General features: G+C 41.6%; 14 protein-coding genes. 9 read left to right on the forward strand and 5 right to left on the reverse strand.

The genetic code is table 11. The features are described 5' to 3' along the window. Positions 1-10 precede the first annotated feature (10 nt). Entirely contained in the window at positions 11-772 is a 762-nt protein-coding gene (locus H6G18_RS05285) for a PEP-CTERM sorting domain-containing protein (RefSeq protein WP_190406041.1), read from the reverse strand. Positions 773-1,281: 509 nt separating this feature from the next. Here H6G18_RS05285 and H6G18_RS05290 point away from each other — a divergent pair. Continuing rightward, on the forward strand, positions 1,282-2,307 hold the full coding sequence (locus tag H6G18_RS05290; RefSeq protein WP_190406139.1) for a mechanosensitive ion channel family protein: 1,026 nt from the start codon (positions 1,282-1,284) through the stop codon (positions 2,305-2,307). A 94-nt stretch (positions 2,308-2,401) separates the two neighbouring features. Here H6G18_RS05290 and H6G18_RS05295 read toward each other — a convergent pair whose 3' ends face one another. After that, the gene (locus H6G18_RS05295; RefSeq protein WP_190406042.1) at positions 2,402-4,450 is read right to left on the reverse strand and encodes an S-layer homology domain-containing protein; all 2,049 of its coding nucleotides are present in this window, start codon (positions 4,448-4,450) and stop codon (positions 2,402-2,404) included. Between the two features lie 269 nt (positions 4,451-4,719). On the opposite strand from H6G18_RS05295, the gene H6G18_RS05300 reads away from it, so the two are divergent. After that, positions 4,720-5,628 (forward strand): alpha/beta fold hydrolase, encoded by a 909-nt coding sequence (locus H6G18_RS05300; RefSeq protein ID WP_190406043.1) that lies wholly within the window; start codon positions 4,720-4,722, stop codon positions 5,626-5,628. Between the two features lie 167 nt (positions 5,629-5,795). Continuing rightward, entirely contained in the window at positions 5,796-6,800 is a 1,005-nt protein-coding gene (locus H6G18_RS05305; RefSeq protein WP_190406044.1) for a serine/threonine protein kinase, read from the forward strand. Between the two features lie 222 nt (positions 6,801-7,022). Here the strand turns inward: H6G18_RS05305 and rimM are convergent, their stop codons facing one another. Next, the gene (gene rimM / locus H6G18_RS05310) at positions 7,023-7,700 is read right to left on the reverse strand and encodes a ribosome maturation factor RimM (protein ID WP_190406045.1); all 678 of its coding nucleotides are present in this window, start codon (positions 7,698-7,700) and stop codon (positions 7,023-7,025) included. A 19-nt stretch (positions 7,701-7,719) separates the two neighbouring features. Continuing rightward, complete coding sequence (locus tag H6G18_RS05315) at positions 7,720-9,003, reverse strand: valine--pyruvate transaminase (protein ID WP_190406046.1); 1,284 nt, start codon at positions 9,001-9,003, stop codon at positions 7,720-7,722. Positions 9,004-9,280: 277 nt separating this feature from the next. Between H6G18_RS05315 and H6G18_RS05320 the strand changes: the two genes are divergently transcribed. The 3 genes from H6G18_RS05320 (at position 9,281) to fghA (ending at position 11,811) form a co-directional block, all read left to right on the forward strand. Then, entirely contained in the window at positions 9,281-10,390 is a 1,110-nt protein-coding gene (locus H6G18_RS05320) for an S-(hydroxymethyl)glutathione dehydrogenase/class III alcohol dehydrogenase (protein WP_190406047.1), read from the forward strand. A gap of 68 nt (positions 10,391-10,458) precedes the next feature. Further along, entirely contained in the window at positions 10,459-10,956 is a 498-nt protein-coding gene (locus H6G18_RS05325; protein ID WP_190406048.1) for a DUF29 domain-containing protein, read from the forward strand. A 6-nt stretch (positions 10,957-10,962) separates the two neighbouring features. Beyond that, the gene (gene fghA, locus H6G18_RS05330) at positions 10,963-11,811 is read left to right on the forward strand and encodes an S-formylglutathione hydrolase (protein WP_190406049.1); all 849 of its coding nucleotides are present in this window, start codon (positions 10,963-10,965) and stop codon (positions 11,809-11,811) included. A 118-nt stretch (positions 11,812-11,929) separates the two neighbouring features. Here fghA and H6G18_RS05335 read toward each other — a convergent pair whose 3' ends face one another. After that, positions 11,930-12,427 carry a hypothetical protein gene (locus tag H6G18_RS05335; RefSeq protein ID WP_242040194.1) on the reverse strand — a complete coding sequence of 166 codons (498 nt, stop codon included), beginning with the start codon at positions 12,425-12,427 and terminating at the stop codon, positions 11,930-11,932. A gap of 511 nt (positions 12,428-12,938) precedes the next feature. On the opposite strand from H6G18_RS05335, the gene glgP reads away from it, so the two are divergent. From glgP to H6G18_RS05350, 3 genes are all read left to right on the forward strand, one after another. Then, positions 12,939-15,152 (forward strand): alpha-glucan family phosphorylase, encoded by a 2,214-nt coding sequence (glgP, locus tag H6G18_RS05340; RefSeq protein WP_190406050.1) that lies wholly within the window; start codon positions 12,939-12,941, stop codon positions 15,150-15,152. Between the two features lie 148 nt (positions 15,153-15,300). Continuing rightward, positions 15,301-16,986 carry a DNA mismatch repair endonuclease MutL gene (gene mutL, locus H6G18_RS05345; protein ID WP_190406051.1) on the forward strand — a complete coding sequence of 562 codons (1,686 nt, stop codon included), beginning with the start codon at positions 15,301-15,303 and terminating at the stop codon, positions 16,984-16,986. 67 nt (positions 16,987-17,053) lie between these two features. Next, the gene (locus H6G18_RS05350) at positions 17,054-18,709 is read left to right on the forward strand and encodes a dipeptide ABC transporter ATP-binding protein (RefSeq protein ID WP_190406052.1); all 1,656 of its coding nucleotides are present in this window, start codon (positions 17,054-17,056) and stop codon (positions 18,707-18,709) included. The last annotated feature ends 87 nt before the right edge of the window (positions 18,710-18,796 follow it).

Here is an 18,796-nt window from a genome sequence, read left to right on the forward strand (position 1 = left end):
AAATAGGCTCTTATTCTATACCTTGTTTACGCTTAAGAGCAAAACCTGAGCCTACTACGCTTAATAGGGTCAAAAAACTAGTAATAGAAGTGGGTTCAGGAACTCCCTTGGTAATAGGGGTTTGACGAATTGTAAAAGCATCGTAAAAGTTATTGCCATCTAAATCATCAGGCACATCAATAGAAAAAGTGAAGTTTACAGATTCGCCAGGAGCGACTGTTCCACCCAACCATTGGAGATTGTAGGAACCATCCTGAAGCACTTGGGCAAATCTCGATGAGGTTGGCGGTACATCAGAACCCAAACCGTTGAAGTCAAAATCTGGAATGGCAAAGCCAAAAGGTACAAGAATTAACTCAGGTGGTGCAAAATTATCGTTAATTCCAAAACCTATCTGAAATTTAAAGCCGTTCCAAATAGAACTTGTATTATTTACAACTGTTTCGGTAATAAAATACTCTGTTGTTCCTCCGGAAGGACTAACAAACAACTGAGTATCAATTGGCGCTATGGCTTGAAAATTTTTAGGGCTACAAGATAGACCGGGAAAATTTAGAATCTGATTTGGACTAGGAGTTATGCTGTTGTCGTTATTGGGGGATGGCGTAGCCACAGGAGTTTGCACTTGTGGACAGAATAGACCAACTTGGCCTGGGCCTGTTGGTGGGCTTATATCTGTAATAGTTCGTGCTTGTGATGTACCACCGAAGTATACAGAAATTACCAAGGTAGTAATCAGAGTTCTACTGATTTCTTTAACTTTTTGATACATAACTTAGTTAGGAAAAATTCAGCCAGAAGAATTGTACCAACTACCAACGTAATAACTTAATTTTTTATACGTACTCATAAATAAATATGTCTTTAGGTTAAGAAAATCCAAATAAATCAGATTTTGTTTCTCTTAATCTGGACAATTTCTAAAAATTCGCCCAAAAATGTCCAGATTTTGTATTTAGGGCTACATCTGCCAAACCAAAGACTAAAGTCCTTACTACAAGCTCATTGAACCAGCAAAGTTAGCGTGACAATTTATTGATATAAGATAAGCCTTGTAACTTCATATAAAAATGATCTGCCTGATCCTTGCAAGCGTCAGATAGAATTTCTCTATAGGATTCATCTTGATTTCTGAAATTTGGATTTCTCTAGTATTCATTTCCATAAAAAGGGAGTTGCTTTTTTTGCATCTAGCCCCTAACAATATATAAATGTTCTGTGAGTGTGCAGAGCAATCTTGCAATTACAGATATTTTCTTAGATCAAAAGTTAAAGTTAATGATGATGGAATGGATTTTATCTCTAGGATTTCTCGCATTTGGTTTAATAATGGGAGTAATTAGTGAAAAATTTATATTTAAAAAAATAAAGGCATTCGCGCTTAAAAAAGAAATTCCTGGGAGCTACATAATTTTCCATTCTCTGCAACGTATGCCCTTAATTTGGTTTTTACTTGCAGGACTTTCAGCAGCAATTATTAGTGCGCCTCTCAGGCCAGATGTGAGTACTTTGCTGCAAAAGATTATTAAAATTGCCTTTCTATCATCATTTACATTAGTTTTAGCTAATCTGATTTCAGGTTTTGTGAAATTATATACTCACAAAACTGCAAAAGCTACAACATCACTAATTGCTAACCTTGCCAAGGCTGCTGTTTTGGGTTTGGGGGCATTAGTTTTATTACAAACATTAGGTATTGCAATTACGCCGATTGTGACCACTTTAGGCGTTGGTGGTTTAGCAGTTGGTTTAGCACTACAAGATACACTAGCTAATTTGTTTTCCGGTTTTTATTTAATTATTTCTAAGCAAGTGAGAACTGGAGATTATGTCAAACTAGATGCTGGGCAAGAAGGGTATGTTACAGATATTTCTTGGCGTAATACTACAATTAGAGAGTTGAGTAACAATGTGATTATTGTTCCCAATTCTAACTTGGCATCTGCGATTTTTACGAACTATCATCTACCAGCAAAAGAAATCACGTTAACAATAGATGTGGGTGTTAGTTATGATAGTGATTTAGACGCGGTAGAAAAAGTAACTGTAGAAGTTGCCAAAGAAGTCATGAGAGAAATTGCCTCAGAATTACTAGACAATGAACCTTATATTAGATTTCATACTTTTGGTGATTTTAGTATAGATTTTACGTTGTATATGCGCGTTAGTGAATATTTTGATCAGCGTATTGGCAAACATTTATTTATAAAAAAACTGCATAAACGTTATCAGAAAGCAGGAATTTCTATTCCTTTTCCTATTAGAGAACTATATTTTCCAGGAAACATTAATAATAATGGTGGATGAGGCAAAAAAGTAAAAGGTAAAATTATGTGTATTTACCTTTTACTTAATTTTTATGATAAGCGCGATATCACAGCTCTGAAAATTTAGAAATTATCTATCTTCTGCGACCAGGAGTCCGTCCGCCTTCATCGTTACTACCACCGTGGGGACGGGAATTACCAGGGTCGCAACCTTCAGAACCATTGCCAATTCCCTGGTTACAGTTGCGACGCACTTTTCTGTCATCATCGTTATCGTCGTCATCATCGTTATTGTCGTCGTCATCGTTATCGTCGTCGTCATCATCGTCATCGTCGTCATCGTCATCAATTCCAACTTCAGCTCGTTGCTCTGTTTCTTCTACAGCATACTGAGAAGATATATCTGCCACTTCGCCAGTGCTGACTAATGACTTGTAAATTAAAGCACAAACTTCGGCTCTAGTTGCCACCTTGTCAGGATTAAGAGAACGGACGTTAGGATAATTAACTACAATACCCCTTGTGGTAAGTGCAGCGATCGCACTACGAACATCACTACGAATGGTAGCAGCATCGCTGTAAGCTACTAAAATTGATTCTGTAGAACCACTGAAAGTATAATTAAGTCCTCGTGCCAAGGCTAACAAGACTTCTAGACGAGAAAGGCTTTGGCTGGGGTTGAATGTATTACCAGACACTCCTAAAAAGCCTGTGGAGTATGCTTGGCGAATGGAATTATAAGCCCAGTGTCTAGTCGAAACATCTTTGAAGCTAATGGCATTGCGGACTTGTGACTTAGTGAAGGCTTGACTAATCATCGCCGCAAATTGGGCGCGAGTTAGTTGTTCATCGGGGCGGAAATTACCATCGGGAAAACCTTGGATAATTTGTAAAGCTGCCAATTCCGAAATAAAATCATTAGCCCAATGATTGCGGGCAACATCGGTAAACTTTACTTGAATACCATTGGCGACACCCACTTCTCTATAACTCATCATCATCTGGCTGAGATTATAGGTATAACTGTCATCATCGCTGACCTGATTTAGTTGTACCAATCGACCGGGTTCAACCTTCAAAGCTTCAGCTAAGTTGTAACTAAAAACACTAACGGTCTGATTTACTAAAGCAAAACTACCCGTAGTAAAAGAGGTAGGATAAACGCTATTTGTCGCAACCGTGGAGAAATTTTCGGTTTGGAACTGACTAGTAGTGATTGATTGGGAACTATTAAGAAATGTCACCCGTTCGCCGCTAACTTTGGTGAAATAGTCGTAAGAAGTGCTACCCGCATCAATCATGCCATCTTGATTGACATCAGCACCATATACAGTGCGAACTACCTGATATTCTGTTGGATCGGCAGACATAATCAGGTTAACGGCTGTATGTGCTGATAATAATTCAAATTCGCTATAGCCAATAAAGCGGTTTTGCATATCATACAGGCGAACGACTACGCGATCGCCTGCTTTTAATCCTTTGACAAATTTTGCTTTCTGCTTGACTTTATACTTGTAATCACCTAAAAACCTTTCTTTTAAGTAACCTTTTTGACGTTTTCCCTTAAAGGAAACACGAGCAACCACATCGGAAAAGTTACCAGCAGGCTGCAAAATTGCCAAGCTAAAACCAGTCTTTTTCCCTGCCACTGAAGTACTAGCGGTACTAGCTTGAGTAGTGCGTTGTACTGTAGTGGTACTGCTAGTTGTTTGTTGGGAAGTAGTTTCCTGACTAGCTATCATGCGGGTCACAAACTGAGTAGCTCCGTCATCAAATTTGGCAACTTTACCAGATGTGTCAGTACGATACACCCAAATTTGCTTGTCTTGAGCAGCAATTACTTGCCAACCTTTTACCATTGCTTGACTACAGGTGGCGGCTGCTTCCAAACCCAAACAACCGTCTGACCAACTCTGCTCTTGAGCGTGAATGATACGTAACGTTGAGATGTTTAACCCTGTACGTTGAGAAATATTTTGGAGAACAGCTACTCTGACAGATTCTGGCAAACGGCTGGTTTCACCGTTGGTAGATTCATTTGCTAAAAGTTGTTGAGCTACGGTTGTAGAGACACCTGGAACTGCATAAGCAGACAATATGGGAGAAAAAATTGTTATCGAAGTAGCAGCTAAAAAGACTTTGCTGAAACGAGCTAGAGAACTTGGATTTGCGTATTTCATCTCACATCGTACCAAATGGCTAAAAGTCAAGGAAAATTCATCTTTCCTTGATTTATTAATCCCTTTGTGAAGATAAAACTAACATCTGACTCGCATATCACATTTTCATAGGGGTTTAGAGGTTAGAGTCATATATTCATTTAGAAACTTTGTGTAATTTATATGACAACTTTTCTATGATTTCTGGTGTAAAAACCACTGTTTGCCGCAAATTCTCGGAGGTAAGAGGCTTTAATATATAAAGAAATAGTTTAGAAAACTTAATAATAATGATTCTAAATACTCAACAGCTACCAGCGATCGCTAATTTTGAGAAACTGATATGGAATTGGCGCGATTACAAGATTCAATACACAGTTATGGGTACTGGACAGCCGTTAGTGCTAGTTCACGGCTTTGGTGCTTCCATTGGACACTGGCGCAAAAATATTCCCGCTTTGGCAAATGCTGGCTATCAAGTCTTTGCGATTGATCTTTTGGGTTTTGGTGGTTCTGATAAAGCAGCCATTGATTACAGCGTAGATGTTTGGGTAGAACTGCTAAAAGACTTTTGGACAGATCATATTCAACAACCTGCGGTATTTATTGGCAATTCTATTGGCGCACTTATCAGCTTGATTGTACTGGCAAAATATCCAGAGATTACAGCTGGTGGTGTTTTAATCAACTCGGCGGGTGGCTTGAGTCATCGTCCCTACGAATTGAACCCACCATTACGAATTATGATGTCGGCTTTTAATAGAGTAGTGAGATCGCCCATCACAGGCAAATTTGTCTTTAACCGCATCCGTCAAAAATCTCAAATCCGCCGCACACTCTACCAAGTTTACCGCGATCGCACAGCCGTTACTGATGAATTGGTAGATTTACTTTATACTCCATCCTGCGACCCAGGCGCGCAGCAAGTGTTCGCCTCCATCCTCACCGCACCTCCAGGCCCCACACCAGAGGAACTATTGCCCACAATAGAACGTCCTTTATTAGTAATTTGGGGTGCTGACGACCCTTGGACACCGATTACCGGGGCTAAGATTTACGAACAGGCACAAGAGAATGGGCAAGACATTACAATTCTTCCTATTCCCGGTGCTGGTCATTGTCCCCATGATGAAGTTCCAAACGTTGTCAACGCCCAGATTGTTGATTGGCTGGCACAGAGGTTAGAGGTTAGAGGTTAAGGACAAGAAGCTAAAGATTTTTTATTTAGCACTTAGCACTCTATAAGGACTGCAAGAATTACCAAGAAGACTTTGTGCCATTAGGGCAGAATGGCAGGTAACAATCTGGGTGAGTATTTATAATTTATCGATTGCACCTTGACAAAATCAAACTCAGGTGGTGTGTAATGGAGCTTGATGTGTGTAATAAAGGAGCAATTCCCTTAATTCATCATCCAGATTGTTCTGCTTTAGGTTATCAAGTTATTCGAGAACTGGGATGTAACAAAGAAGAAGGACGCATCACTTATTTAGCTTATGACCCTAAGTCTAAACAACAGGTAGTAATTAAGGAATTTAGTTTTGCTAGTACCTGTACTGACTGGTCTGGTTTCAAAGCTTATGAACGTGAAGCTGAAATCTTGCAAAAACTTAAGCATCCTCGCATTCCCCGCTATCTGGATTCTTTTGAAACTCAGACTGGTTTTTATCTGGTACTGGAGTATAAACAAGCTTTATCTTTAAGCTCAAAACACAGCTTTAATCCAGAAGAAATTAAGCAAATAGCTGTGTCAATTTTAGAAATCTTAGTGTATTTACAACAACGAATTGACCCAATTATTCATCGGGATATAAAACCAGAAAATATCTTAGTTGATGAAGAGTTAAATGCTTACTTGGTTGATTTTGGTATAGCTAGAGTACAGAGTGCAGAAATAGCCCTCACCAGCTTGGTAGCAGGAACACCAGGTTTTATGCCACCGGAGGAACAATTAGGATATCCTTTGTCTTTGGCTTCAGATTTATATAGTTTAGGGGCAACACTAATTTGTTTATTGACTAATAATCGTTCTGTAGATATTGACAAGTTAATTAATAGTCATGGCTGTTTTGATTTTCAAAAATTAGGTTCCCAAATTAATTTACGTTTTCGGTCATGGTTAATGCGAATGGTAGAACCCAAGTGGCAATATCGTTATGCTAATGCCGCAGATGCTTTGACAGCACTTGAGCCTATTGGAGCTACGGGTAGTGCTACTGTGATGGAAGTATTACTCACAGGCATGAAGTTGAGAAGACAAACTACTTTTTTGGGTTTAGCAGTAATTGGAATGTTAACAGTAGCCGGAGTAACTTTGATACTGTCTGAACAAGGTGGGGTAGCACAGCAGTTACAGGAAGCGAGGGAGTAGGGGAAGTTAGGGAAGAAATTATATTTCAATACGGTTCAATTAGGGTGATTAGTCAATCGATTTGTTGAGAACCAAGATTTGGGGGATTCTCCCCCAATCCCCCTATTGGGGGACGGTTGCGTCCCCCAAACCCCCTCCAAAAAGTCGATCTGTTGTATTGGCAGTAATTATTTTATTGTTAACTTAACTGAACTGTATTTAATTATCTTGACCTCATCTTCCTCAGCCAGTTACCAAATCCAACAACCCTGGTGGCGGAGTAATTTCAATGCGACGGGTTTGTAAATCTACCACGGGAGCGATCGCCACAACAAAGGGAATCAATACATTTTTTGGTTTTTTGTCGCTAGGAACTGACTGATGCAAACTTACCTCTAGTAAATCATTACCAGCCGGGATGACATCAACTACTGTTCCCACCAATTCCCCAGAGGCTTGCAGGAATACTTCCATGCCAATTAAATCGACAACATGATATTCATCTTCACCCAATTCGGGGCGATCGCTCGCTGGAACAAACAATATACAACCGCGTAGTTCTTCTGACTGGCTACGATTTTCCACACCAGCTAATTGGATGACATACAAATTTTTGCCATCCAAATAACGACCATGTAATAATTCTATCGGTTGCGGTTCTGTCTGCCCCGGACGCAATAACCATCTGGTTCCTGGCACTTCAAAGCGTTCGGGAAAGTCGGAATCAGGATAGACTCGCACTTCCCCCGATAAGCCTTGGGCAGCAACGATTTTACCAATTTGCAGCCATTCATCAGGATTAGGAGTTGAGAACTGGGGTGTGGGAGGTGGAGATTGAGGAATAGGTTTCTTTCCCCCCTGCGCCTTACCTGTCCTCTGCCTTTCCTCCCCTGCCCCTCTACTTTCTTGTTTACGCTTCATTGCTTCATTGCTTCATTACTTATGCACTGACGACTGCACGCCGATAAATTTGTTCTACTGCTTTAGCTAGACGCTGCATACCAAGGGCAATTTCTGCATCGCTACCAGTCAAACTGATGCGGATACATTGGTGCTTGTGCGCCCATTCTTCTTTTAATCCAGGGAAGAAGGTACTACCAGGGACAACAATTACGCCTACTTTCTTGAGTTCTTGATACAGTTCCCAATCGGTGATGGGCAAATCTTGTAACCATAGCCAACTAAAGATAGCGCCTTCACCACGATGGAGGAACCAAGGTAAATCCTTGGGCATTGCTGCTTCTAGGGCAGTTTCAACAATGGTAAATTTGTTTTGGTAGAAAGGACGAATTACTTGTTCAGCGATTTGTGCCAACGCACCAGAGTTAATGGCACGAGCAGCGATCGCCTGTCCATAACGTGAAGAATGTAAACTAGCATTAGTCTGGAAAGATTCTAAAACTTGAATTAGCTTTTCATCTCCGATAGCAATGCCAATTCTCTCCCCTGGTAAACCCGCTTTCGATAAGCTGGTGCAATGAAGAATATTTTCCCCGAAAATCAGCGACATATCTGTGAAGTTCAACGCCGGGAATGGGGGAGCGTAAGCCGAATCAATCAATACTGGCACATTATAAGGTGCAGCGAGGGCAGCAATTTTTCTCACCTCCTCATCTGTGAGGACGTTACCAGTCGGGTTACAAGGGCGGGAGAAAATAACGCAACCTGTACTTTCACTAATTGATACCTGGCTGAAATCGGGGCGATATTTAAAGCTGTGAGCAGTCGCATCAATATCTAGAGATGGTTTGTAGGCAACTAAAGCTTCAGGAACTAGACAAATACCACCATAGCCAGTGTAATCAGGACTCAAGGGTAAAACAATTTGCTTGAGTTCGCCGTTGCTGGTGTAACCGCCAAAAGCATTAGCAGCATAGAAATAGAGGGTTTGACTGCCGGGAGTGACAAGAACATTGCGATCGCTTAAATTCAGACCATAACGACGGTTAAAATCTTTAACAATTGCTTCAATGAACGGCGCATACCCTTGACTGGAACCATAACGGCAAACCACCTCGCCATATTCTGGACTAGCCAAGAGTTCTGCTGTGCAATCCCGCCACAACTGCTCTACCTCTGGTAATATCAACGGGTTGCCTGCACTCAAATTAATTAAATCCTGCCCTCCTCCAGACTGCAACGTTTCGATAATGTCCTTCATAATCGCTCGTACACCAGTCAGGTTGGACATTTGATCGCCAATTTTAGTTAGGGCAGGGTTCATAGCTTTAACAGTACAGATAATTGAAGGGTTGACAAAAAATAGAATTAATGCGGCAGATAGATATCATTTTCCAAGCTTACCGCCTGTAACTAATGTACCAATCTCACAATAAAATGCAATTTTAGTTAGTTTACAAAAAAGTTACAAATAATTTCTGCAACTACCTTTTGATAGAAACTTGTATCACCCCATCATTTTTAATTTTTCAGTGTTGCAGGTAAGATACTCGCAGGTAAGGGCTTATTTTGAATTTTAAATTGATTAGGAGGGCTGGCTTGTGGAAGCGAAAGCAGCAATAGCTTACGGCGCGGGTAAGTCGTTGACAATTGAAACCGTCCAATTAGAGGGGCCAAAAGCTGGGGAAGTATTAGTTGAGATTAAAGCCAGTGGGGTTTGCCACACTGATGCTTACACCCTTTCAGGTGCAGATCCCGAAGGTTTGTTTCCCGCCATTTTAGGCCATGAAGGGGCGGGGGTGGTGGTAGATGTAGGCGCTGGTGTCACCAGTGTCAAACCAGGCGATCATGTGATTCCTCTGTATACGCCGGAATGTCGTCAGTGTGAATATTGTTTGAGTTTTAAAACTAATCTCTGTCAAGCAATTCGCGCTACTCAAGGACGTGGTGTTATGCCCGATGGTACTAGTCGTTTTAGTATCGATGGGCAAATGATTCATCACTACATGGGTACATCTACATTTTCTAACTACACAGTATTACCAGAAATTGCTTTAGCTAAAATTCGAGAAGATGCCCCATTTGATAAGGTTTGTTATATCGGTTGTGGTGTGACAACAGGTATCGGTGCAGTTATTAATACAGCCAAGGTAGAACCAGGGGCGAATGTAGTAGTTTTTGGACTGGGGGGTATTGGTTTAAATGTCATCCAAGGGGCGCGGATGGTGGGAGCCAATATGATTGTTGGCGTAGATATTAATCCCAGTAAACGCGCCTTGGCTGAAAAGTTTGGCATGACACATTTTGTTAATCCTCAGGAAATTGAAGCTGATTTAGTTGCTTATTTGGTGGAGTTAACTAAGGGTGGTGCTGATTACAGTTTTGAATGTATTGGTAATGTCAAAGTGATGCGTCAAGCTTTAGAATGCTGTCACAAAGGTTGGGGTGTGAGTGTCATTATTGGTGTTGCTGGTGCAGGACAAGAAATTAGTACTCGTCCCTTTCAATTAGTAACTGGGCGCGTGTGGAAAGGTTCGGCATTTGGTGGCGCGAGAGGACGTACAGATGTGCCGAAAATTGTTGATTGGTATATGGACGGAAAAATAAATATTGATGATTTAATTACTCATGTCATGCCAATTGAAAAAATTAATGATGCTATGGATTTGATGCAGAGAGGCGAATCGATTCGCAGTGTAGTAACTTTTTAATTGTTAGATTGTAAGCAGAGTGGGTAATACCCACCTGAATTAAAAATACAGTTTCCCGGGTTTTGATTATGCACACACCACAAACCGGACAAACGTCGGCAAACCTGATGCAAAATCTCTACGAAAATGATTTTTATGCCTGGACTCAAGAACAGGCTAATCTGCTGCGTCATCACCAATGGGGACAGCTTGATCTGTTAAATTTAATTGAAGAGATTGAATCGTTGGGAAGAAAAGAACGCCAAGAATTAAGAAATCGCCTCAATATATTAATTGGACATTTACTGAAGTGGGAATATCAAGCTACAAAACGCAGTCGTAGTTGGTTGGCGACAATTCGTATCCAAAGGCGGGAAATTATCAAATTACTCAGTGAAAATCCTAGTTTGCAATCATATCTAGAAAAAGCACTTCCAGAAGCTTATGAAAACGCCAGGGATTTAGCATCAGGAGAAACAAACCTGCCATTTTCAACTTTCCCTCAACAATGTTGTTATTCTTTGGCAGATATTTTAAGCGATCGCTTCTATCCAGGTATACTGCCAACAAATGATTTACTTGAGTAAGTGATTATGACTAATCTCAAACTCATCTCCGAATATAAAAGTTTTGATGGCAAACTCGGCTTTTACTATCATCCTTCTTCCACCTGTCATAGTGCAATGCGCTTTGCTGTTTATCAGCCACCCCAAGCAGTCGCAAAACCATTACCAGTCCTCTATTTTCTCTCTGGGTTGACTTGTACGGAAGAGAATTTTATGGCTAAGGCTGGGGCGCAACGTTATGCTGCTGAGTACGGTTTAATTTTGGTTGCACCTGATACTAGCCCGCGCAATACTGGGATTACTGGTGAGGATGACGAGTGGGATTTTGGCACAGGTGCGGGATTTTATGTGGATGCTACAGCAGAACCGTGGCGATCGCACTACCAAATGTATAGTTATATTGTGCAAGAATTACCTGCTTTAATTGCTGCCAATTTCCCTATACAATCAGAGAAACAAGGTATTTTTGGTCACTCAATGGGCGGACATGGGGCGCTTGTCTGTGCTTTGCGAAACCCCCATCTCTTCAAATCTGTTTCCGCTTTTGCACCTATTGTTGCACCTATGGGCTGCCCTTGGGGACAAAAGGCTTTTAGTCGTTATTTGGGTAATAATCAAGAAAGTTGGCGTAGTTATGATGCCAGTGAATTAGTTCAACAGAAAAAATATCACAATTCAATTCTCATTGATCAAGGTACATCTGATAAATTTTTAGCAGAACAATTGTTAACAGATGTATTTGCCCAAGCTTGTACAGCAGTTAAACAACCACTCAACTTACGTTACCAAACAGGATACGACCACAGTTATTATTTTATTGCCAGTTTTATAGAAGATCATATCCGCCATCATGTGATCGCTTTTGAGAAGATTTAGATTGGCTAGATGTATATCTGTGCAAAAAAGCCCCCAGTTTTAACCGAGGGCTTTCTGTTCAGGCGATGGCGTAACCGCCCAGCGTAGCTGTTCGCTAATGTCTTACCGCCAAGTACAATTAATAACGAAACCAGTTGCGATCGCGATCATAACGACGGTTATTATTCCAGTCATAACGACGGTTATTATCCCGGTAGCGACGGTTATTATTCCAGTCGTCACGACGGTTATTATTCCAGTCGTTACGACGGTTATTATCCCGGTAGCGACGGTTATTATTCCAGTCGTCACGACGGTTATTATCCCGGTAGCGACGGTTATTGTCGCGGTTATAGCGGATATTATCCCAATCATCACGACGGTTATTTTGGCGACGATAGCTTTTTTGGCTATCTAACTCAAAAATAGAAAACACGGGTGTGTTAGCATCAGCCTTTGGTTGAATAGCCAAAGCTGAAGCGGATGCAATCAAACCGGCGAGAAAAATAGAGGTAAAACGATTGATCATGTGAGTCTGGAGTTGTTGTTCGTAATTTTTACCAGTCCAGTTCAATTTACGCAAGACAGATTCCACATGACTTTTAACAGTTGTTAAGTTATCAGCATAAAATACCATGATAACTGTTTACTGTTGACTGATTTAATCAAGCTTATCAATCTTATGGTAGCTGGAAAAGTTTTTTTGGGTGTGGTGAGTTAGAAGGATTTTGTTGTAAGTGATACGAGTTTGTTAACAGGGTTTTGAACATTAGTATTATATTGTTATATTTTTAAATATTTTTTTACAATAAAATAAATAAATTCAAATTGAGTGGATGAGATTGATATAAAACAACATCAAAAAGACTTAGAAATAATGGTAGTCTCTACAAAACGTGGAGAACAAACATCATTGATGTTAGGTAAGTTTTGATGTCAATAAAATCTCCCATATTCAGGTGCTAGTTAATGACTTGAGACTCAACAAAAAATTAACCTGAATAGCATTCTTTGGGGGAAGATGATGAGTGAAATCAAGAAAAAAAGACGTTTACTAATACTGTGTTTTTAGCCATACAGCAAGAAAATATTTTTTCTAGCCCCTATTGCCTAGTATCAAACAATTAATTGCCAAAGTGTAGAATTTTATGTCTCAGAGCAGTGCAAATACAGCAGCCTTACATTTAAGTGAAAAGTTACCTTTTCCATTAAAGCGGTTAGCAGATTTAGCTTATAACTATTGGTGGAGTTGGAGTAGCGATCGCCTAGCATTATTTCAAGCCATTGATCCCCAAGAATGGGAACGCTGTGGACATAATCCAGTGGCAATTTTAGAATCAGCAAGTTACGAACGCCTCACCCAATTAGCCGAAGACCCCTTTTATCTCAAGCAAGTTTCAGCCTTAGCACTGGAGTTTGACCAATATATCAACCAGAAAGATACTTGGGTGAGTCGAGTTGCACCCCAAGTTACTCATAACAACCCCATAGCTTACTTTTGTGCCGAATTTGGTATCCATGAATCCCTACCGATTTACTCTGGTGGCTTGGGGATTTTGGCAGGGGATCACCTGAAATCATCGTCAGATTTGGGTGTACCATTGGTTGGGATTGGCTTGTTATATCGCCAAGGTTATTTTCGTCAGCGCCTGAGCCGTCAAGGTTGGCAGGAAGATTATTATGTAGATAATTCCTTCCACCGGATGCCCATTGAGTTGATGAAAAATGAGCATGGGGAAGCACTTACGATTAAATTAGAAGTGCGTCAGCGCCAAGTAACAGTGCAAATTTGGCGCGTACAAGTAGGGCGTGTAAGTTTATATTTACTCGATAGCGATCGCCAAGACAATGACCCCATAGATCGTTGGTTAACAGGACATTTGTATGGCGGTAACTCAGAAACTCGCATCGCCCAAGAAGTCGTCTTAGGAATTGGCGGTGTCCGGGCTTTACAAGCCTTGGGAATCAAACCTTCTGTCTATCACCTCAACGAAGGTCACGCCGCTTTCTGTACCTTAGAAGTGGCTCGTTTAGAAATCGAACGCACTGGTAAATCCTTCTACGACATTGAAGCCACCGTGCGGAACAGTTGCGTTTTCACCACCCATACACCAGTTCCCGCCGGTCACGATGTCTTCTCTCCAGATTTAATTGACTCCTACTTTGCCCAATACTGGACACAACTACGCCTCTCCCGCGAACAGTTTTTAGCACTAGGCGCACGGCGACTAGGTGATCCTTGGGAACCCTTCGGAATGACCGTCTTAGCCTTGCGGATGTCTCGCGCTTGTAATGGCGTGAGTGAACTGCACGGTCAAGTATCCCGCAAGATGTGGACTGTTCTCTATCCCCAACGTTCAGAGGAGAAAGTACCTATTGGTTACATTACCAATGGCGTTCATGCACCCACTTGGACAGCCCCTTTATTAGCAGACTTGTACAATCAATACTTGGGTGCAGACTGGAAAACTCGCGCCGTTGACCCCAAAATGTGGGCAAAAGTTGACGACATTCCCGATGAGGAATTATGGTCACGCCATCTCATTCTCAAAGAAAGATTAGTCGCCTATACCCGTTATAAAGTCAGGAAAGCACGGGAACAACGGGGTGAAGACCAAAGACTGATTCAAGCCAGTGATAGTTTACTTGACCCCAAAGTTCTTACCATTGGGTTTGCCAGACGCTTCAGTCCTTACAAACGTGGGGATCTAATTTTACGTGATGCAGAAAGGGCATTGCGGATTTTTAGCAACGCCCAACGTCCAGTGCAGATAGTCTTTGCGGGGAAAGCCCACCCAGCCGATGAAGAAGGTAAGCGGATTATTCAGCGTTTGATGGAATGGTGTCATAATTCAGGCATTATCAACCGCGTCGCCTTTATTGAAGATTACGACATTTACACCGGACAGAAATTAGTGCAAGGTGTGGATGTGTGGTTAAATAATCCCCGTCGTCCCTTAGAAGCATCAGGTACAAGTGGACAGAAAGTCTGCTTTAACGGTGGGATTAATTGCAGCGTCCTTGATGGCTGGTGGTGTGAAGGTTATCAAGTCGGTGCAGATGGTAAGGGAATTAATGGTTGGGCTATTGGGGAAGATGCTCACACTAGCGACCAAGAATTACAAGACCGCATTGATTCTCAATCCTTGTATAAGTTGTTGGAAGAGGAAATTGTGCCTCTATACTATGACCAAGATGCACAAGGTATTCCTCATGGTTGGGTGCAAATGATGAAGGCATCGATTAAGACTAATTCACCCTTATTTAATACAGACAGAATGATTGCTGATTACGTTACACAAGTGTATGTACCGGAAATCGCTACTGTTGTACAGCCAATTTTGGCTAAGGTTTTGTTGTAGTCTCTGGAAATCTTTTTAACGCAGAGGGAAGGGAGTACACGCAAAGAAACGCGGAGGATTTTTAAGTTTCTTGGTTCGGTAAAGGGGTGGTTTAACTACCCCTTTTTTTTGTGGGATAGAGCTGTCCAAAAGCTATAAACTATAATTTATGGCATCTACTATTCAAGCTTTACCTCAAGAAGTCGTATATCTGATTACAGCAGGCGAGGTAATCGACTCCTTTGCTGCTGTTGTGCGGGAATTGGTAGAAAATTCCTTAGATGCAGGGGCGACAAGAATTGTAGTTTATCTATGGCCGCAGCAGTGGCGTATCCGTGTGGCAGATAATGGTTGCGGCATGAGTTTAGATGATTTGCAACAAGCAGCCTCAGCCCACAGCACTAGTAAAATTCGCTCTAGTGATGACTTGTGGAAAATTAAAAGTTTGGGATTTCGGGGGGAAGCGTTACATAGTTTAACAACCCTGGCAGATTTAGAAATTATTAGTCGCGCCCCAGAAAATGTGGGCTGGCGAGTGGTTTATGGTGATAGTGGACAAGCTATTCAAGTAGAAACTACAGCGATCGCTCCTGGTACAGTAGTTACAGTCTCAAATTTATTTGCCAATTGTTCGGCGCGTCGTCAAGGTTTACCCACGACCACACAGCAAATGAAAGCTGTACAAGCCGCGATTCAACAAATTGGCCTTTGTCATCCCCAAATTAATTGGCAAGTTTGGCAAAATGACAAGATATGGTTTACCATCTCTCCTGCGTCATCTGTGGGACAGTTAATCCCGCAACTTCTCCCCCAAGTGCGCCCCGGTGACTTAGAAGAAATCAAGCTAGATATACCCAACCCTGAACTGACAACTCAGCACGACTTAAACGCCACCCCAACAGCACTATCTCTAGTAGTCGGATTACCCGACCGTTGTCACCGTCATCGTTCAGATTGGGTCAGGGTAGCGATTAACGGCAGAATGGTAAAGTCGCCAGAATTAGAACAAACAATTTTGGCAGCATTTCACAAAACATTACCACGCGATCGCTATCCGATTTGTTTCCTTCATCTTGCCATTTCTCCCAACCAAATCAACTGGAACCGCAACCCTAGCAAAACGGAAATTTATCTCAACAACTTGAGTTATTGGCAAGAACAAATTACTCAAGCAATTAACCAAGCACTACGCATTAGTTCTGCCAATATCAAAGAATCTGTGCATACAACGCGAGTTAGTCAACTACTCAAAGCCGCAGAAACAAAAGGCAATTATAACTTCAACTCCCAAAATACCAATAGCGATGAAACTCAGCACTATTTAAAAGCCGTCGCCCAAGTCAGCAACACTTATATTGTGGCTGAACATCCTGGGGGAATGTGGTTAGTAGAACAGCACATTGCCCATGAACGAGTGTTGTATGAACAATTATGTGATCATTGGCGACTCATTCCTGTTGAAGCGCCAATTATTATCTATCAATTATCGCCAGCGCAAGTTTGCCAACTGCAACGCATTGGTTTAGATATCGAACCTTTTGGAGACCAACTCTGGGCGGTGCGTAACCTACCAGCAATGCTACAGCAACGGGAAGATTGTGCAGAAGCCATTTTAGAACTCAGTTGGGGAGGCGATTTACAAACAGCCCAAGTTGCTGTCGCTTGTCGCAGTGCAATTCGCAACGGTACTCCCATGAGCTTACCAGAAATGCAAAAGTTACTAGATGATTGGCAACGTACTCGCAATCCCCGTACTTGTCCACATGGTCGCCCGATTTATTTATCTTTGGATGAGTCTTCTTTATCTCGGTTTTTCCGTCGTCATTGGGTGATTGGCAAAAGTCATGGCATTTAACATATCTGATAGACTAGCCTAAATTTGCAATCATTAAAAACTGTTAGCCTTGGGCTAATAACTAACTATGAATAAAGACTTATTTTGTATAGAAAATCTCCGAGTCGCCTATCCACAACGTAGCGGGGAAGGACTAAGTTGGGCAGTTGATGATGTATCTTTTACCTTGCAACCAGGGGAAAGAATGGGATTGGTGGGGGAATCTGGTTGTGGTAAATCTACATTGGGAAGGGCGGCAATGCGTCTGTTACCTGCTTCTAGCCGTGTGGAAGGGCGGGTAACATTTCAAGGACAGTCGGTATTTGATTTAACACCAAACCAATTACGGAAGTTTCGGGGGGAAGCTGTAGCATTAATTTTCCAAGACCCGATGACGCGTCTTGATCCGTTAATGACAATTGGTAATCACTGTATAGAGACTCTGCAAGCCCACTTACCAGAATTATCAGCCAAGGAAGCGAAAGAAAAAGCACTGGCGACTTTAGAGAAAGTAAAAATTCCTGCTAGTCGTTGGCATCAGTACCCCCATGAGTTTAGCGGAGGGATGCGGCAAAGGGTAGCGATCGCCTTAGCTTTACTCCTCAATCCCAAGTTAATCGTCGCCGATGAACCGACCACTAGTTTAGATGTCACCGTTTCTGCTCAGATATTACAAGAATTAATCCGCTTGTGCAGTGAAGAAAACATGGCGCTGTTGCTAATTTCTCACGATTTGGCAATGGTAGCCGAGTATTGCGATCGCATCGGTGTGATGTATAACGGCAAGATGGTAGAAATGGGTGCTACTGAATCTGTGTTTAAAAACCCCCAACATGAATATACGCGATCGCTCCTCAAAGCTGCTTTACATATTCAAGCTGTTGATGAAACCGGGACTGAAGAAGTTTCTCAATCCCCAATTCCTGATCCCCAGTCCCCCATATTGCGGATTCAAGAACTTAAGCAGTATTACACTATAGAACCTAGTTTCGTGGAAAGGTTGTTTAAGGCGGAAAGTCAGACAATTAAAGCTGTAGATGGGATTAACTTGGAATTATATCCAGGGGAAATTTTGGGGTTAGTGGGTGAATCTGGATGCGGTAAGAGTACTCTGTCACGGACAATATTGCAGTTAATTCGTCCTACCTCTGGCAAAGTTGAGTTTTTAGGTCAAGATTTAACTAAGTTGTCGCGTCAAGAAATTCGTGCTTCCCGGCGACAAATTCAAATGGTGTTTCAAGACCCCCATGCTTGTCTAAATCCAGTGATGACAGTAGGCGAGAGTATTGCTGACCCTTTATTAATACATAATATTGCTGATGTGGCTCATGCCAAAGAACAAGTTTTGTGGATGTTAGAGAAAGTCGGGTTAACACCACCGGAAGTTTATTATCAACGCTACCCATCTGATTTATCAGGAGGACAACAACAAAGAGTGGCGATCGCTCGTGCTTTGATTACTCGCCCTAAAATGTTAATCTGCGATGAACCAGTGAGTATGTTAGATGCTAGTGTGCAGTCGCAAGTGTTGGATTTGATGTTGCAACTGAAGGAAGAATTTGAGTTAACTTATTTGTTTATTACTCATGATTTGTGGTTAGCAAGATTTTTGTGCGATCGCATTGCTGTTATGCACGGCGGTAAAATTGTCGAAATTGGCCCGACAAAAGAGATTTTTGCTCATCCCCAACACCCCTATACTCAGACTCTTTTAGCTGCTGCTCCCCTACTTGTAAGAACTTAGCACAGTCAAAATTCCCAAGCTTCCTATATCAAGGCTTGTTCTATTAGCATTAGTTAAGAGGTTATTTATAAAGTAAAAATAAAATTA

Source organism: Anabaena subtropica FACHB-260, from assembly GCF_014697105.1.
GTDB lineage: Bacteria > Cyanobacteriota > Cyanobacteriia > Cyanobacteriales > Nostocaceae > Trichormus > Trichormus subtropicus.